Raw genomic sequence first — 14,114 nt, 5'->3', positions numbered from 1 at the left:
TAATCTATTTAGAATTTAAAAATTATGTATGAAAGTTTAGTTAAATATAATAGGGGCTGTGACCTTAAGAATAAATACTACAATATATTATGTTAATTTAAATTTGCACAATATACTATATGTAAATTTCTTAGTGAAACAACCCCTGATTTACATGCTATTAATATATTTATTTAAAGCTTGCTATCCCCCTCTTTGAAGATACAGCTTCTATTCGTTCTATTTAATATATGTTATTTAGGAGCCTTATGAGTTCCTAAAAAGTACAGTGCCACAGTTCCAGCTCCTGTATGACTACCTATAACTAAGCCAATATAATTAATTACAATATTTTTTACCTTATACTTTTCTTTTATCATATTAGCCAGAGATTCTGCCCCTTCTAAATTATCACTGTGAGAAATAAATATATCTTCTAAGGTATCTTCAGTTAAATGAGTTTCTAAGTTTTTAAATAATTTTCTTAATGCTTGTTTTTTTCCCCTTGCTTTGCAAAAAGGAATAAGTCTACCTTCTTCATCTACATAAAGTACTGGTTTTATATTAAGTAAAGTACCTATGTCAGCAGATAAGGCGCTAACCCTACCCCCTCTTTTTAAATGTTGAAGGTCATCTACTGTGAAATAATGACAAACCCTATTATGGTTTTCTTCTAACCACTTTACTATGTATTCCTTTGATTTCCCCATCTCTCTTAGCTTAGCAGCCTTATATACTAAAAAACCTTGCCCACTAGATGCAGCCTTTGAATCAAAGATAGATATACTTGCGTTAGGGTATTTTTCTAATATTTGTTCCCTTGCAATTATTGCACTATTATATGTTCCACTTAATGCTGAAGAAAGGGATATATATAATATGTCCACATTTTCTTTGACATACTTTTCAAATTCAATACAAAATCTAAAAGAATTAATCTGACTTGTGCTTGGAGAAGCTCCTTTTCTAACTTCATCATAAAATTCTCTATAAGAAAGACTTTTTCCAAAGTCCTCAATTATTTCTCTTTCATTTAAATTACAAACTAATCCTATATATTTAACATTTAAAGACTTTACTAGTTCTAAAGATAAATCACATCCCGAATCCGTTATAATAACAAAATCATTCATTTAAAAACTCCTTTAGAATAAATTTTATATATACTATATATTATAACCTATTTTTTACTTTGTAATCAATTATAAACACTGTTAAAATTTTATATAAAATTGCTCCATTGTTTTTACCACTTGACACTTATCATCACTTGTACATATTTATTATTTGTTTTCTAAGTAAGCTATTTCACTTTTTAAAAGTTCTGCCTCTTTTAAATCATGACTTACTAATATTACCGTATTTTTTTCTTTTGTCCATAAATCATAAAAATCTTTTATTATTTCTTCCTTTAATTTTAAATCTAACCCCTTAAAAGGTTCATCCATAAGAAGTATGTCACTTTTATATGCAAGAGATCTAGCAAGTGCCACCCTTCTATTCATTCCACCACTTAACTTTTCAGGATACATTTCTTTAGCATCCTCTAACCTTACTAATTTTAAGTATTTCTCTACCCTATCTTTTATTTCTTCATTATCCATTAAAGATTTTAACACAAAAGCTATATTTTCATAAACGGTCAGCCAAGGCATTAGCCTATCTTCCTGAAACATATAAGATATATTTTTAGACTTTACTATAACTTCACCACTATCTAAGTTCTCCAATCCGCTTATGATATTAAGAAGAGTAGTTTTACCATAACCTGAAGAAGCCACTATAGTTGTTATTTTGTTCTTTTCAAACCCCATACTAAAATCCTTAAATATACATTTATCTTCATAATACTTACATAGATTTATTAATTGTATATGGTAATCTTTCTTTCCATTCATAAATTATCTTTAGTAAGAAAATGTATCGCTAGAACCAAACTCTTACTAAAATTCACTTCCCTTCACTATAGTCATATTTTAATCTATAATAAGTTATTGAATTTTTAGCTTAAATTATGAACTAGATATTTAAATTGTTTATATACATCAAACAATATTTTTCTGTTTTTTATATTTAAATTATGAGCTAGATTTTTAAATTGTAAGCTATAGAGGACCGAATAGGTAAGAGTGAATTACTTATTACTTTTCCTGTTTATATAAAATTTAAATATATTTTCAAAAATAAGACTTAATATAACCACCACTATAGTCCATGCAAAAAGCTCTTCCATATCTAATATGCTTTTAGCATTTAAAAGATTTAATCCTATAGAATATTTAGGTGTACTTAAAACTTCTGAAGCCACAGTAACCTTCCATCCTAAGCCTAGGCACATAAGAACTCCCGACACTATATAAGATTTTATAGAAGGTATGTATATATCTTTTAATATATATATCTTCTTTACCTTGTATACCTTAGCCATTTCTAAAAGTTTCTTATCTACAGATTTTATACCTTGCAAAACATTAGTATAAATTATAGGAAAGCACATAAGTATACTTGTAAATATAGGAACTCCTGAAGATTGAAACCAAACTAAGGCTACAATTATAACAGACATAACTGGAGTTGCCTTTATAGTCACCACTAAAGGCTCTAATAACTCTTCTACAAATTTATTTATTCCTGATATAATCCCTAGAAGGATTCCTGTAATTATAGAGAAACTTATACCCTCAATAACTCTTAATATACTTTGAAAAACACTAATCCAAAAGGCTTCCTTCCCCATTAGATGGTAAAGGGCTTTTAATACAGCTAAGGGAGCTGGAAATAAAATTTCCGTATTAAGAAAAAGGGAGCATAGCTCCCAAATACACAACCAAAATAATATTATTGCTGATTTTTTTACTATTTTACAAATTTTATTATTTGCCTTCATAGTAGAAATTCTCATCTGGTAACTTTCCTCCAATAGACTTTGGATTGCTATCACTTAATACTTTATAAAAACTTTCTAAAGACTTTCTTGATTCCTTAGCATCCATAAACACTATATTACACTTTGGTATAGCCATTTCTGCTATTTTTGCCTTTGGAATTATTCCATTTTTCTCTATAAGCTTGCCTGCCTCTTCCTTATTAGCATTTACAAATTCTACAGATTTTTTATAATTCTCTAAGAAAGATTTTACATCTTCATTTCTTTTTTCTATAAAATCTTTTCTAAAAATTAAAGTTCCCATAGCTAGTTTTCCATTATCTTTAGCTACCTTTTCCCATTCTTTAGTTAAATCTAATTGTATGTTTAACTCTTTATTCTTCATCTTTGTTGTAGTTACAAAAGGTTCTGGAAGTACTGCAATTTCTGCTTTTTTTGAAGCTACTAAAGCAGCTAAATCATTATGTTGAGCCTTATATTCTATTTTTAAATCCTTCTCTGGATCTAATCCATTTTCCTTTAAAATATGATTTAAAATATACTCAGGAGTAGCTCCCTTTCCACTAGCATAAACTGTTTTTCCCTTTAAATCCTTAATACTTTTTATAGTATCTCCATTTTCAACTACATATAAAACTCCTAGGGTATTTACTCCTACTAATTTTACCCCACCTTTAGTTTTATTGTATAAAACAGAAGCTAAATTAGAAGGAACCGCTGCACCATCTACTTCTCCATTTACTACCTTAGAAACTATTTGATCAGGAGAGTCAAATAAAGAAATATCATAGCTTTCTTTATTTTCTTCCATAAGCTTAACCATGCCCATACCTGTTGGACCTTTTAAAGTTGCTATTTTAATCTTTTCTTTTTTAGTTTCCTCTGTTACCTTTGTAGTTTCCTTTTTCTCATCCTTATTATTTTCCTTAGTTGAACAACCAAGTGCAAATAAGGATGAAGTAACTACTATACACACCGTCATAAAAATTGAAAATACTTTTTTCATATGCTCACCCCAAAATTTAGAATTATGAACTCTATGTAAAGAGTTCAATTTAATTATATATCAAATATAGCACATTAACTAGAATTTTCTGTGAATAACTTCTATGACTGCTCCCCACCTTTACTATACATTACTATAACTTAATCCTTAATTTCTATAAATAACTTCTATTTAACTCACCTATCTTATGATATAATGTGGCAATATGGTATAATATTTTAGCATTATAAAATTTGATAAAGGATGGTATGGATTTGATTACAGTAAGAAATTTAAGTTTAAGATATGGTGAAAAGAAACTTTTTGAAGATGTAAATCTTAAGTTTACTTCTGGGAACTGCTACGGTGTTATAGGTGCTAATGGTGCAGGTAAAAGTACATTTTTAAAAATTTTATCTGGAGAAATAGAGCCTAATAAAGGTGATGTATCTATTGAACCTGGCGTTAGAATGTCTATTTTAAAACAAGATCACTTTAAGTTTGACGAATTTCCTGTTCTAGAAACAGTTATAATGGGAAATGAAAGACTTTATGAAATAATGAAGGAAAAAGATGCTATATATGCAAAAGATCCTTTTACAGATGAGGATGGAATAAAAGCTGCTGAACTTGAAGGTGAATTTGCAGACTTAAACGGTTGGGAAGCAGAATCTGAAGCTTCTTCTCTACTTCAAGGTTTAGGCATAGAAACAGAACTTCATGAAAAAGCCTTAAAAGAACTTTCAGGTAGTGAAAAAGTTAAGGTATTACTAGCTCAAGCTCTATTTGGTAGCCCTGGACTTCTTATACTAGACGAGCCTACTAACCACTTAGACGTTAATTCTATTAAATGGCTTGAAGAATTTTTAATAAACTTCCAAGGTACAGTAATTGTAGTATCCCACGATAGATACTTCCTAAATAAAGTATGTACCCATATGGCAGATGTAGATTTCGGTAGCATTAAATTATATGTAGGAAATTATGATTTCTGGTATGAGTCTAGCCAATTAGCTCTTAAGATGGCTAAAGAACAAAATAAGAAAAAAGAAGAAAAAATTAAGGAATTACAAGAATTTATAGCAAGATTTAGTGCAAATGCCTCTAAATCAAAACAAGCAACTTCCCGTAAAAAATTATTAGATAAAATTGATCTAGATGATATTCAGCCTTCTAGTAGAAGATATCCCTTTATAGGATTTAAACCAGAGAGAGAAGTTGGAAACGATATATTAAAGGTAGATTCCTTAAGCAAGACCATTGATGGAATAAAGGTTTTAGACAATGTAAGCTTTACTTTAGATAAAAACGATAAAATTGCTTTTATAGGTGATGAACTTTCCATAACTACACTATTTAAAATACTATCTGGAGAAATGGAACCAGACAGTGGAGAATATAAGTGGGGCATTACCATAACAAAAGCTTACCTACCTAAAGATAACTCCGAATTCTTTAATGATGTAGACTTAAATCTAGTGGACTGGTTAAGACAATACTCAGAAGAAAAATATGAAACCTATTTACGTGGTTTCCTAGGAAGAATGTTATTCTCAGGAGAAGAAGCACTAAAACAAGTTAAAGTTTTATCCGGTGGAGAAAAGGTTAGATGTATGCTATCAAAAACTATGTTAAGCAATGCAAACGTGCTTATACTAGACCAACCAACTAACCATTTAGACCTAGAATCAATTACAGCTTTAAATAATGGCTTAATGGATTATAAGAGTAATATACTTTTTACATCTCATGACCACCAATTTATACAAACCATTGCAAATAGAATTATAGATATAAGTCCTACAAAATTCATTGATAAAAAAGTTACTTATGATGAATACTTAGAAATCCAATAAAAGTAAGAGCCTTTAGGCCTTACTTTTGTTTTTTATAATGATAATAATGTTTTAATCTTTATGGGAAACCTCATCCTTATTGTTCCAAGGATTCTTTACTACTGAAATCCTATATTGATTTTCAAGAGATACTATTGTAATTGAGCACAATATAAATAATAAGGCTGGTTGTGGTGCAATCAGTGTAAAATCAACTAATCCATGACCAATTATTAAGGCTTGAATACCTGCTAACATCGGCAAAAGAGTGCATCCTTCCCTATAAAGAACCTTTAAGCTTCTAAATAAATTCACCTTTATATATAAATATATAGAAAACCCTATAATTCCAAGAGTATTCATAAATGTAATCCAAATGTTATGTGCATGAAATAAAGTTTTATGATACTGACTTATGTATTTTGCCCCATTATCCCATATAGCCATAAGCCCCCATCCTGTAAAAGGCTTAATTTTTATCATTTCTATACATCCACGCCATATTCTTATGCGATTATAAAAAGAACGACCAACATTATGATCAATAATCTTATCTAAAATAGGTATTGGAACAAAGGTAACTATGCATATAATTATAAACATGGATACTAATAAAACTGTATTCTTCTTGCTTATATTAAATTTACAAATATAAAAAATAAGCAGTCCAAATGCCAATCCTATAAATGCTCCACGAGATCCCGTTAAGAACAATGCAACAGTAAACAAAAACGTCGCCAATTTGTAAAATAGCCTATTATATTTAGATTCTAAAGAAGAAAAATAAAGACTAACAAGTATCATTATAGCAAACCAATTTCCTGCCACATTAGGATTACCAAATGTACTATATATTCTTTTATTATTTATTTGTTGACAAGTAAAATCTAAAAATTTTGCTATAAGATTAGTTTTAAAATATATGCTAATAATCTTTTCTAAAATCCCAAGTAATGCTGATAAAAAAGAAAAATACAATAAATATCTATATATTTTTTCTATTCTTTCTCTGTTAATAAAATAATCTTCAATATATACACTACAGCAAAAATAAATAAATAAGGCAAAGGGTGAGATTATTGATGTTAAACTTCTATTTATAACCCCTACAGTAAAAGCCCACAAAAATAATAAAATAAATCCTATATTAAAATAATTTTTCTTTAAATTTACTTTTCCTGATAAAACAGTATATGTCATGTATATGCCTGGTATAATAGTTGTATAAGGGGACATGACTATTAGTAATATTAAAAATAAAATGTTATTATTTAAATAAAATTTAGTCATATACCACTAACTTATGCTCTATAAGTTCCCCATTATCATAGACAAGTTTTGCTGAAAACATCTGATATTGTTTAAGCCACCCTAAAAATAATTTATCTCCCTCTAAGATGTTTAAGTCTAAAATCTTATCATTATCAATCCACTGAAGTACACCCTCATTACATTCCTGTAGTTCACCTTCAACTTCTGTTGCAGTATATAAAAAGACATACCAGTCCTCATTTTTATCAAATTTAGGAAAAGTTAATATTCCTCTTAAAATTGGATTTTTAAGTGTTAATCCGCTTTCTTCCTTAACCTCTCGTATTACACAGTCCTCCGGTGTTTCCCCCTGTTCTATTTTCCCACCTAATCCTATCCATCTACCTTTATGTACATCATCTTTCTTCTTTATTCTATGAAGCATTAAGGTTTTATTATCTTTTGTTATATAACAACTAGTTGCTACTTTCATGATAACCCTCCAGATTTTTTAAACGCTATTTGGTACATCTTATTTTTCCATAATTCCACTTGGAGATTCAAACTTCAAAAAACGTGTACCTTGAAAAGTTAATGTTCCCCATTCATTCTCTGTTATATTTCTAAAAACACGCCTTCTAACTGTAAGTCTAAGTTCACTACCAGTATCAAGTTCAAATACTAATATAAAAGTTTCATTCCTTGTCATGGTCCCATTAGCATCTGTATGCGTATGAGCATCTATTTTTTTCCTTATAACTCGTGCTTTCGTAGATATAATTGGTGAGTTTTCATTTTTAATATATCTAGTAACCCACATAAAAATTATAAAAGCAAAAAAAATAAAAAACAACATTTTAAACACCCCAATCATCCCCTATAGAAATTTATCCCATGACTACTTGCTCTAATCCTTCCTTAGAAGAGAAAAGCACCTACGTCCCTGATTAATAGATTATATCATATATTATTTACGCTTTAATACGTTCCCATTTTTATCTGTTAATTCTTTATTTGTTAACACATTTATTAACGCAACCTCTGATGGACTTGATTTATCCTTTTTCATCTCCTTATCTTCTTTAAAGATTCCGTAACCATTACCCACAACAGTATGAGTATTATTTGAGTTTTTCGCTACAATAAGAATATATTCTTCATTAGGTTTTAAATTGTAATCATAGTCTGATTTATATGAAATATACATACTCTCTTTTTCTTCTATTAATGTATCAAGTCCCATTTTTTCAATGGATTCTTGGTCTAAAGTTTTCATTAGCTCCGATATCTTAACATCTCCACCTCTTAGATAAATTGTTTTTAAGTTATTTAAAGCTTCTCCATCTAGTGTTTGTTCTACTATAACTTCCACTGGTGTAAATGGATTTGGATCGGAAAAGTCACTTGTTTTTTCTAAAAATGCTGGTTCCCCTAATGATTTTACCCTTACCTTTACTATAGAATTGTCTTTTGTAACTTCCAGTAAATTCTTAGGCTCCTTTGGATCTTTCACCCAACTGGTTTCAATTTTATGCGTGCTATGAATTTGTTTTTTCTCAGTGCCTTTTGCATTAACTTTATTTTTAGTAGTGGTGTTCTTAGTATTAGAATTTTTAGTACTCATATTTTCATCAACTTCTTTATTATCCTTTTGTCTATTAACAAATACTAAGGTTCCACCTATGATTAAAGTAATTATACAAAGTATGCTTATTATAAAACTCTTTGATTTTAAAAACTTACCCATGTTGGACCTCCTTTATTTTACCTCATTCCTTCAATTAAGGTATTGCATCAGAAAAAAATTTTAATAGTTTTGATTTCATATTTTTAAAGTAATTTATATGAATATATCATATTTAATTTAAATTTTGTGTAACATTTTGTCTTAAATAAAAAAATATCATTCCCCATAATTACATTGCTTATTTTTTAAGCAAGATTTACTTATAGAAAATGATATTTACCTTTTTAATTTCATCTTTGATCTCATAGATCACTGAATTAGGATATGCCATGATGATTGGAGAATGTGTTGCTATAACAAATTGAGAGTCTTGAATATTGATTACTCTGCAATATCCCCATATTCAACTGCTACTCAACTCCCTCAGCCTCACATCTTAATTTGTAAAAATATTTTACTATATCCTCTTCATTTTCTATGCTTTCCTTCATACTTATTAGAGTTCTTTTTCCTATTCTTCTATCTAAAACTACTAATATTTTCACTAGAGTATTTTCTATATTTAGGGATTCTTCTATGGAAGTATTAAAGTATTTGCGTAGTATTTCCATAAACTCAACTTGAGAATATGTACCTTCTACTGGTGTTCTGTAATAATCTCTTTTTAATGTACACATATTATATACTTCTTTACCATCTATAGTTATATAAGTCCTACCAATACCATCATGCATTCTATAATTAGAGCAGTGAAACTCTACTCTATCTTTTAAAGAATCACATATAAAACTTTTTAAGTGTTTTTTAGTTTTACTCCATACCATAGCAATTGTCTCTTTTCCAATTAATAACTATTTTCATTCTTTTTGATTTAAGTTTCATGAAAAACCTCTCTAAATATAAACAGAGTTCTAAACTAATAAATTTATCTTAATATGTTTATTTGCTGAACTTTAATTCTGAATAATAATATTGTGAAGCAAATCTTATGTTAATTTAACAGGATTAAAATGCTCATATATATATTCCTTTATAAATGAATTATAGACCATGCCCCAAACTATATCACCTTGATAATAATGCAATTGGCTGTTTGATACATCAAAAATAATAGGAACTTCAAAAGCACTATAATGTTTATTAGGTTGCTTAGTAACAAAAGCAATAGCTTCTGGTGTAGCATAATTGCAAACCAAAACATTATAACTTAAAACGCCATTTTGAAATCCTCTTGGTAGCCCATGTTTTTCTTTGATAGCACGTTTTAAGCATTTGCTAGAATACTCTTTTATTGTGTCAAGTTCAATAGTTTCAACAAAATTTACAAATGAAAAAATTTTAAGCTTTGTTGCAATCCAGCTCCACTTGAACACTTCTTCATATGTAACTAATGTATCCGTGGTGTTTTCTTTTATTAAGGCTTTTCCTCCAAATCCATTTCTAACAAATTCTAAGTATTCTTGATTCCCCATAATTCCCCCCTTATATAATGTAGTCATAACATTCAATATGAAATTATCTATTATTCTAAGGAATATTATTACAAATATTTTTATTGTTATTCTATTTATTTCTTCCCTTTAAAATATCTATTTCACATTTAAGTTGAGTATTCCATTATTCAATATCTAAAGTCTCTACATCTATCTCATTTAAAATATCCTTTAATGCTTTTAATTCTTCTTTGCTTAATGTAATACCTTTTCCCATTTTCTCATGTTTTTCATCCCAATCACGAATATCAATTTTAGCTTTTCTTCCACTCCAGCTCATAACATTTACTTCTTTTTTCCATCCCTTTGAACCTTCTGATAGGATTCCTAGATTTTTTACAATATCAAATTTTATATCTGCCATTTGAAATTCCTCCTTTTTATTTAATATATTATGCTCAATAAAAGCATTTAAAAGTCTTTATTTTTAAGCTCCTCTTTTACTTCTTTTAATATTGGTCTGAAAACTTCTTCTAACTTTATCATGTTCTCTACTAGGAATTCAATCATTTTATCCCAATCATCTCTATTAAAGATATTAACATTTTCTAACTTATATATAATATATGAAGATTTGATATCCTCACGTCTTTCCCATTCTAAAGCTTTTCCAAACCTTGTCTCTATTTCTTCTTTCCTCTGTTTTAGGGTATCAAAAATAAACTCATTGAATTCCTTATTAGGGTTATACATGCATAGTTCAACCCTAACATACTCCTTAGTAATTCTAAATATATATGCTACATTAGCAATTGATGAACTAGCTCCAATGTAGTTATCTTTTGAAGGATTTATATTGGAGAATAAATTAAAGTTCTCTTTCTCTTTAAGAACCTTTAATAACTTATTCCAAAACTCTAACCTAACACTATATCTACCTGTTATTTGATTTTTGGTAACATTTTCTTCTTCACTTTTTTCTGCCATTTTAATAGTATATTCTTCAGCTTCTTTAATAGGTATTATCTGTCTTAAATCTAAAAATAATTGTTCTCCCAATTGATATGGTGTTACTTTTATACATTTTATATTTAATTTATAATTCATAAGCCATAAGACAGTGGAAGTAACTTCTTTTCTAAATGAACCAGCTACCATTATAATTCTTTGAGATTGCCCCGAATTTAATGTTATATCCTCATAATCAATATTATCAAAAAAATCAATTATTTTATCCTCTGCCTTTTCTTCTATACCTTGAGTATCTAAATACTTTTGATATATATCTTTTATTTGATTTTTAGATAAACTTGAACAATATGAGGCATATTTTAATGATTGCCATGTTACATCTCTTCCTGTATCATCAAGTTTATTTTCAATAATAACTAAATTCCCATGCTTATCCAAAGCTAATAAATCCAATCTTTCTCTAGTATCATCAAATCCATCAAATTCTTTTTGAATAATAAGCAATTCTTCTCCTAAACATTTAGGATTATATGCAATCCATTCCTGTAAATGAGCTCTTTCTTTAAAACCTAATTCGGTAAAGTTTTTTTGTTGTACACTAGAAATTCTATTAACTTCTTTATTAATTAAATACATATAAATTATCCCCCATTTATTTTGCTAAAGTTGAATAGTTTATAATTAATTGTACAATAAACATTCGGATATATTTTATAAAATAAGGAGTAAGTAAGATTACCCACTCCAATAAATAGCATTAGTTTAATTTTGTCTTATTGCAAAACCCCAAAAAGTTCCTATATCTTCGAACCATAGTCATTTACTTCAGCTTGTAATTGATTAGGTTCTATTAAACACCATTTATCTATTATCAACTATTATTCTTGCCACTTTTTCTGCTACTTCCCCTGTAAATTGTATACACTGATTCATATGCTCCGTTGATCCTAATTCCATGCCTTTAGTTAGATATCTACAACAAAGGCTACCGTGTTTTTCTTTAAAGCTATCATGTAACTCTTTGCTAAGACTCATTGCCTTTTGTACCCTTGGATCTTTTGCTTCTTTTCTCCCAAACACCATCCCAATAGCCATAATTCCTCCTGTAATAGCTCCACATGTACATCCTGCTCCACCTATTCCTACAGGAAATCCTGAAGCCATGGCTATAGCTTCATCTGAAATCTCTAGTTTAAACTCATCCCTTATTGTTTTAACTACTGCCTCAGAACAAAAAAAATCTCCACTTCTATAATAATCTTCCGCTACTCTCCTTATTCTATCAAAATCAACATTCTCCATAACTATACCCCCATGTAATAATTATTATTTTTTCTTTATTATATCATAAAACTTATATCCATCAGAAAAATTATCCACCTCTAGACTAATTTATAATTTTTACTATACTTTAGTCCCCATATTTACATTCACATTTTGTTTTATCTTTACTGTTCACCCTTTTAAAACCACTTTAGCACTCTCATATTTCTCTTTCATTATTTCCTTTGCTTCTGGACATAATTTGTTCCAACTTCTTTCAAGTTTTCTACTTACCCATTCTGCCCCTTCTTTTACATCCATTTTTCTATTATGATAAACAAGATGTAATAATGATGGTACTTGATCTATATGAGCCATGGCATCTGCGCTTGCTACACATACTGCTTCCTTAGTTTTTTGTTTCTTCCTTACACTGCCTCTATGACACAAAATACAATCTTTTATAACTTCTATTTTTTCTTGTGGGTAATCTAATTCTTTAAGAATTTTCTCTGCTTCTATTGCTCCATATATATGATGCTCTTCATACATATTTTTATCTTTTACACTTGCATAGTCATGTAATAAGGCTGCAAGTTCAACTATTTCTTCATCAGCCCCCATCCTTTTTGCTAAAATTTTAGCATGTTTAACTACACTAACAATGTGACATGTCCACCCTGAGTAACCAAATATATTATCCTTGCTTTTGCATTGTTCCTCTACTATTTTTGAAACTATGTCTATTAACTCTGCTGATTTCATTCTCTTCTCTAATTCATTAATCAAAATAGGCTGAATTTGTGGGTATGTTAAATTCTCTGGTATATCCTCAAATAATGCAATTTCTCCAATCTCTAAATTATGAAGTTCACCTAACTCTTGAATTTCTGCGTAAAATAATCTTCCATAATTTTTATCAACATTTTCTCTTTTTACAGAGTAATCACATATAGGCTTTATATTAAATCTAACTGCGCCTGTTTCTTCTTTTAGTTCTCTTGCTGCGGTATAATTAATATCCTCATTTAACTCTCTATGTCCACCTGGCACTTCCCAAGTGTCTCTTTCTTTATGTCTAACATATAGGAATTTTCCATTAAATCTTGATATTATAACGGCAAATTTTAATTCTTCATCATTTACTGTTCCTAAATCACTTGTTTTAATTTCCATATAAATCCCCCCCCTCAAATAACTAACCATTAATTCTCTGTAAAATTGATTATTGATTCAAATTACTTATCTTTAGTTTTATATTACTATTCAAAAATCCATATATTGCTCACCTTGTTATCATATTTTATTTTCTGCATAAATAATGCAACAATGAACATATTAATAATCCATTATCTACTATATTTATTGAATTTCACTGTAAAAATCTATAATCTTATCTTTACAATTTCCCATAAACTCATATTTATTAATATCATTTCTACTTATCCATTGGACTTTTTCTATCTCAATATTTGGTTTTACTTCTCCAATTATTTTACCTGCGTATACAATTAGAACATAGCGATTATCTGAATTTATAACATAGACTTTAAACAGCTTTAATTCACTAATTTCACAATTTAATTCTTCCTCAACTTCTCTTCTAATGCATTCTTCAGGAGTTTCTTCATTTTCTAAAGTTCCACCCACTGTTTCCCACAACATAGGAAATTTATGTTTAATCTGGCTTCTTTGTGCGATTAGAACTTTTTTGTTATCATCATGTATTATTAATGAACATCCAATAATAGTTTCCATAATACCCCCATAAAACAAAAATTTTAACCTTACTATAAGGTTTTATCTAATAAACATAATCCAA

General features: G+C 28.7%; 16 protein-coding genes and 1 pseudogene. 1 reads left to right on the top strand and 16 read right to left on the bottom strand.

Annotated features, from left to right (window positions below; all coding sequences use genetic code 11):
* Positions 1–233: 233 nt before the first annotated feature.
* The 4 genes from FNZ64_RS06735 to FNZ64_RS06720 all read right to left on the bottom strand — a co-directional run bounded on the left by FNZ64_RS06735 (position 234) and on the right by FNZ64_RS06720 (position 3,872).
* On the bottom strand, positions 234–1,112 hold the full coding sequence (locus FNZ64_RS06735; protein ID WP_142414074.1) for a DegV family protein: 879 nt from the start codon (positions 1,110–1,112) through the stop codon (positions 234–236).
* Between the two features lie 150 nt (positions 1,113–1,262).
* Positions 1,263–1,877 carry an ABC transporter ATP-binding protein gene (locus FNZ64_RS06730; protein WP_243129216.1) on the bottom strand — a complete coding sequence of 205 codons (615 nt, stop codon included), beginning with the start codon at positions 1,875–1,877 and terminating at the stop codon, positions 1,263–1,265.
* Positions 1,878–2,113: 236 nt separating this feature from the next.
* Positions 2,114–2,881 carry an ABC transporter permease gene (locus FNZ64_RS06725; protein ID WP_142414073.1) on the bottom strand — a complete coding sequence of 256 codons (768 nt, stop codon included), beginning with the start codon at positions 2,879–2,881 and terminating at the stop codon, positions 2,114–2,116.
* Positions 2,853–3,872, bottom strand: coding sequence for an ABC transporter substrate-binding protein (locus FNZ64_RS06720; protein WP_142414072.1), 1,020 nt, complete (start codon positions 3,870–3,872; stop codon positions 2,853–2,855). Before FNZ64_RS06720 ends, FNZ64_RS06725 begins: the two co-directional genes overlap by 29 nt.
* A gap of 254 nt (positions 3,873–4,126) precedes the next feature.
* Between FNZ64_RS06720 and FNZ64_RS06715 the strand changes: the two genes are divergently transcribed.
* On the top strand, positions 4,127–5,707 hold the full coding sequence (locus FNZ64_RS06715) for an ABC-F family ATP-binding cassette domain-containing protein (RefSeq protein ID WP_142414071.1): 1,581 nt from the start codon (positions 4,127–4,129) through the stop codon (positions 5,705–5,707).
* Between the two features lie 51 nt (positions 5,708–5,758).
* On the opposite strand, the gene FNZ64_RS06710 is transcribed toward FNZ64_RS06715, so the two are convergent.
* The 12 genes and pseudogenes from FNZ64_RS06710 to FNZ64_RS06650 form a co-directional block, all read right to left on the bottom strand.
* Positions 5,759–6,886: an O-antigen ligase family protein gene (locus FNZ64_RS06710; RefSeq protein WP_185903703.1), complete on the bottom strand. Its 1,128-nt coding sequence runs from the start codon at positions 6,884–6,886 to the stop codon at positions 5,759–5,761.
* An 82-nt stretch (positions 6,887–6,968) separates the two neighbouring features.
* A complete protein-coding gene (locus tag FNZ64_RS06705; RefSeq protein ID WP_142414069.1) occupies positions 6,969–7,430 on the bottom strand; it encodes an NUDIX hydrolase in 462 nt (153 codons plus the stop codon).
* A 39-nt stretch (positions 7,431–7,469) separates the two neighbouring features.
* Positions 7,470–7,793 (bottom strand): DUF2500 domain-containing protein, encoded by a 324-nt coding sequence (locus tag FNZ64_RS06700; RefSeq protein WP_243129215.1) that lies wholly within the window; start codon positions 7,791–7,793, stop codon positions 7,470–7,472.
* A gap of 111 nt (positions 7,794–7,904) precedes the next feature.
* On the bottom strand, positions 7,905–8,684 hold the full coding sequence (locus tag FNZ64_RS06695) for a hypothetical protein (protein WP_142414067.1): 780 nt from the start codon (positions 8,682–8,684) through the stop codon (positions 7,905–7,907).
* A 217-nt stretch (positions 8,685–8,901) separates the two neighbouring features.
* Positions 8,902–8,997: pseudogene (locus tag FNZ64_RS14905) on the bottom strand (AAA family ATPase); the annotation flags it as partial.
* A gap of 37 nt (positions 8,998–9,034) precedes the next feature.
* On the bottom strand, positions 9,035–9,448 hold the full coding sequence (locus tag FNZ64_RS06685) for an SF0329 family protein (RefSeq protein ID WP_142414066.1): 414 nt from the start codon (positions 9,446–9,448) through the stop codon (positions 9,035–9,037).
* A gap of 162 nt (positions 9,449–9,610) precedes the next feature.
* Positions 9,611–10,096, bottom strand: coding sequence for a hypothetical protein (locus FNZ64_RS06680; RefSeq protein ID WP_142414065.1), 486 nt, complete (start codon positions 10,094–10,096; stop codon positions 9,611–9,613).
* A gap of 145 nt (positions 10,097–10,241) precedes the next feature.
* Entirely contained in the window at positions 10,242–10,481 is a 240-nt protein-coding gene (locus FNZ64_RS06675; RefSeq protein ID WP_142414064.1) for a YdbC family protein, read from the bottom strand.
* A gap of 47 nt (positions 10,482–10,528) precedes the next feature.
* Complete coding sequence (locus FNZ64_RS06670) at positions 10,529–11,665, bottom strand: DUF4268 domain-containing protein (RefSeq protein ID WP_142414063.1); 1,137 nt, start codon at positions 11,663–11,665, stop codon at positions 10,529–10,531.
* Between the two features lie 225 nt (positions 11,666–11,890).
* Positions 11,891–12,331, bottom strand: a complete 441-nt coding sequence (locus FNZ64_RS06665; protein ID WP_142414062.1) for a C-GCAxxG-C-C family protein — start codon at positions 12,329–12,331, stop codon at positions 11,891–11,893.
* A 153-nt stretch (positions 12,332–12,484) separates the two neighbouring features.
* Entirely contained in the window at positions 12,485–13,468 is a 984-nt protein-coding gene (locus tag FNZ64_RS14900; RefSeq protein ID WP_243129214.1) for an HD domain-containing protein, read from the bottom strand.
* Between the two features lie 186 nt (positions 13,469–13,654).
* Positions 13,655–14,050 carry an NUDIX hydrolase gene (locus FNZ64_RS06650; protein ID WP_142414061.1) on the bottom strand — a complete coding sequence of 132 codons (396 nt, stop codon included), beginning with the start codon at positions 14,048–14,050 and terminating at the stop codon, positions 13,655–13,657.
* Between the last annotated feature and the right edge of the window lie 64 nt (positions 14,051–14,114).

This window comes from Hathewaya massiliensis, from assembly GCF_902143515.1.
GTDB lineage: Bacteria > Bacillota > Clostridia > Clostridiales > Clostridiaceae > Hathewaya > Hathewaya massiliensis.
Note: the sequence above shows the minus strand (reverse complement) of the source record. Positions and strands in the feature narration are given on the sequence as shown.

Bases quoted from the DNA above. Each gene is read 5' to 3' on its own strand.
- FNZ64_RS06735 (WP_142414074.1), bottom strand. From the start codon at position 1,112: ATGAATGATTTTGTTATTATAACGGATTCGGGATGTGATTTATCTTTA.
- FNZ64_RS06730 (WP_243129216.1), bottom strand. From the start codon at position 1,877: ATGAATGGAAAGAAAGATTACCATATACAATTAATAAATCTATGTAAG.
- FNZ64_RS06725 (WP_142414073.1), bottom strand. From the start codon at position 2,881: ATGAGAATTTCTACTATGAAGGCAAATAATAAAATTTGTAAAATAGTA.
- FNZ64_RS06720 (WP_142414072.1), bottom strand. From the start codon at position 3,872: ATGAAAAAAGTATTTTCAATTTTTATGACGGTGTGTATAGTAGTTACT.
- FNZ64_RS06710 (WP_185903703.1), bottom strand. From the start codon at position 6,886: ATGACATATACTGTTTTATCAGGAAAAGTAAATTTAAAGAAAAATTAT.
- FNZ64_RS06705 (WP_142414069.1), bottom strand. From the start codon at position 7,430: ATGAAAGTAGCAACTAGTTGTTATATAACAAAAGATAATAAAACCTTA.
- FNZ64_RS06700 (WP_243129215.1), bottom strand. From the start codon at position 7,793: ATGTTGTTTTTTATTTTTTTTGCTTTTATAATTTTTATGTGGGTTACT.
- FNZ64_RS06695 (WP_142414067.1), bottom strand. From the start codon at position 8,684: ATGGGTAAGTTTTTAAAATCAAAGAGTTTTATAATAAGCATACTTTGT.
- FNZ64_RS06685 (WP_142414066.1), bottom strand. From the start codon at position 9,448: ATGGTATGGAGTAAAACTAAAAAACACTTAAAAAGTTTTATATGTGAT.
- FNZ64_RS06680 (WP_142414065.1), bottom strand. From the start codon at position 10,096: ATGGGGAATCAAGAATACTTAGAATTTGTTAGAAATGGATTTGGAGGA.
- FNZ64_RS06675 (WP_142414064.1), bottom strand. From the start codon at position 10,481: ATGGCAGATATAAAATTTGATATTGTAAAAAATCTAGGAATCCTATCA.
- FNZ64_RS06670 (WP_142414063.1), bottom strand. From the start codon at position 11,665: ATGTATTTAATTAATAAAGAAGTTAATAGAATTTCTAGTGTACAACAA.
- FNZ64_RS06665 (WP_142414062.1), bottom strand. From the start codon at position 12,331: ATGGAGAATGTTGATTTTGATAGAATAAGGAGAGTAGCGGAAGATTAT.
- FNZ64_RS14900 (WP_243129214.1), bottom strand. From the start codon at position 13,468: ATGGAAATTAAAACAAGTGATTTAGGAACAGTAAATGATGAAGAATTA.
- FNZ64_RS06650 (WP_142414061.1), bottom strand. From the start codon at position 14,050: ATGGAAACTATTATTGGATGTTCATTAATAATACATGATGATAACAAA.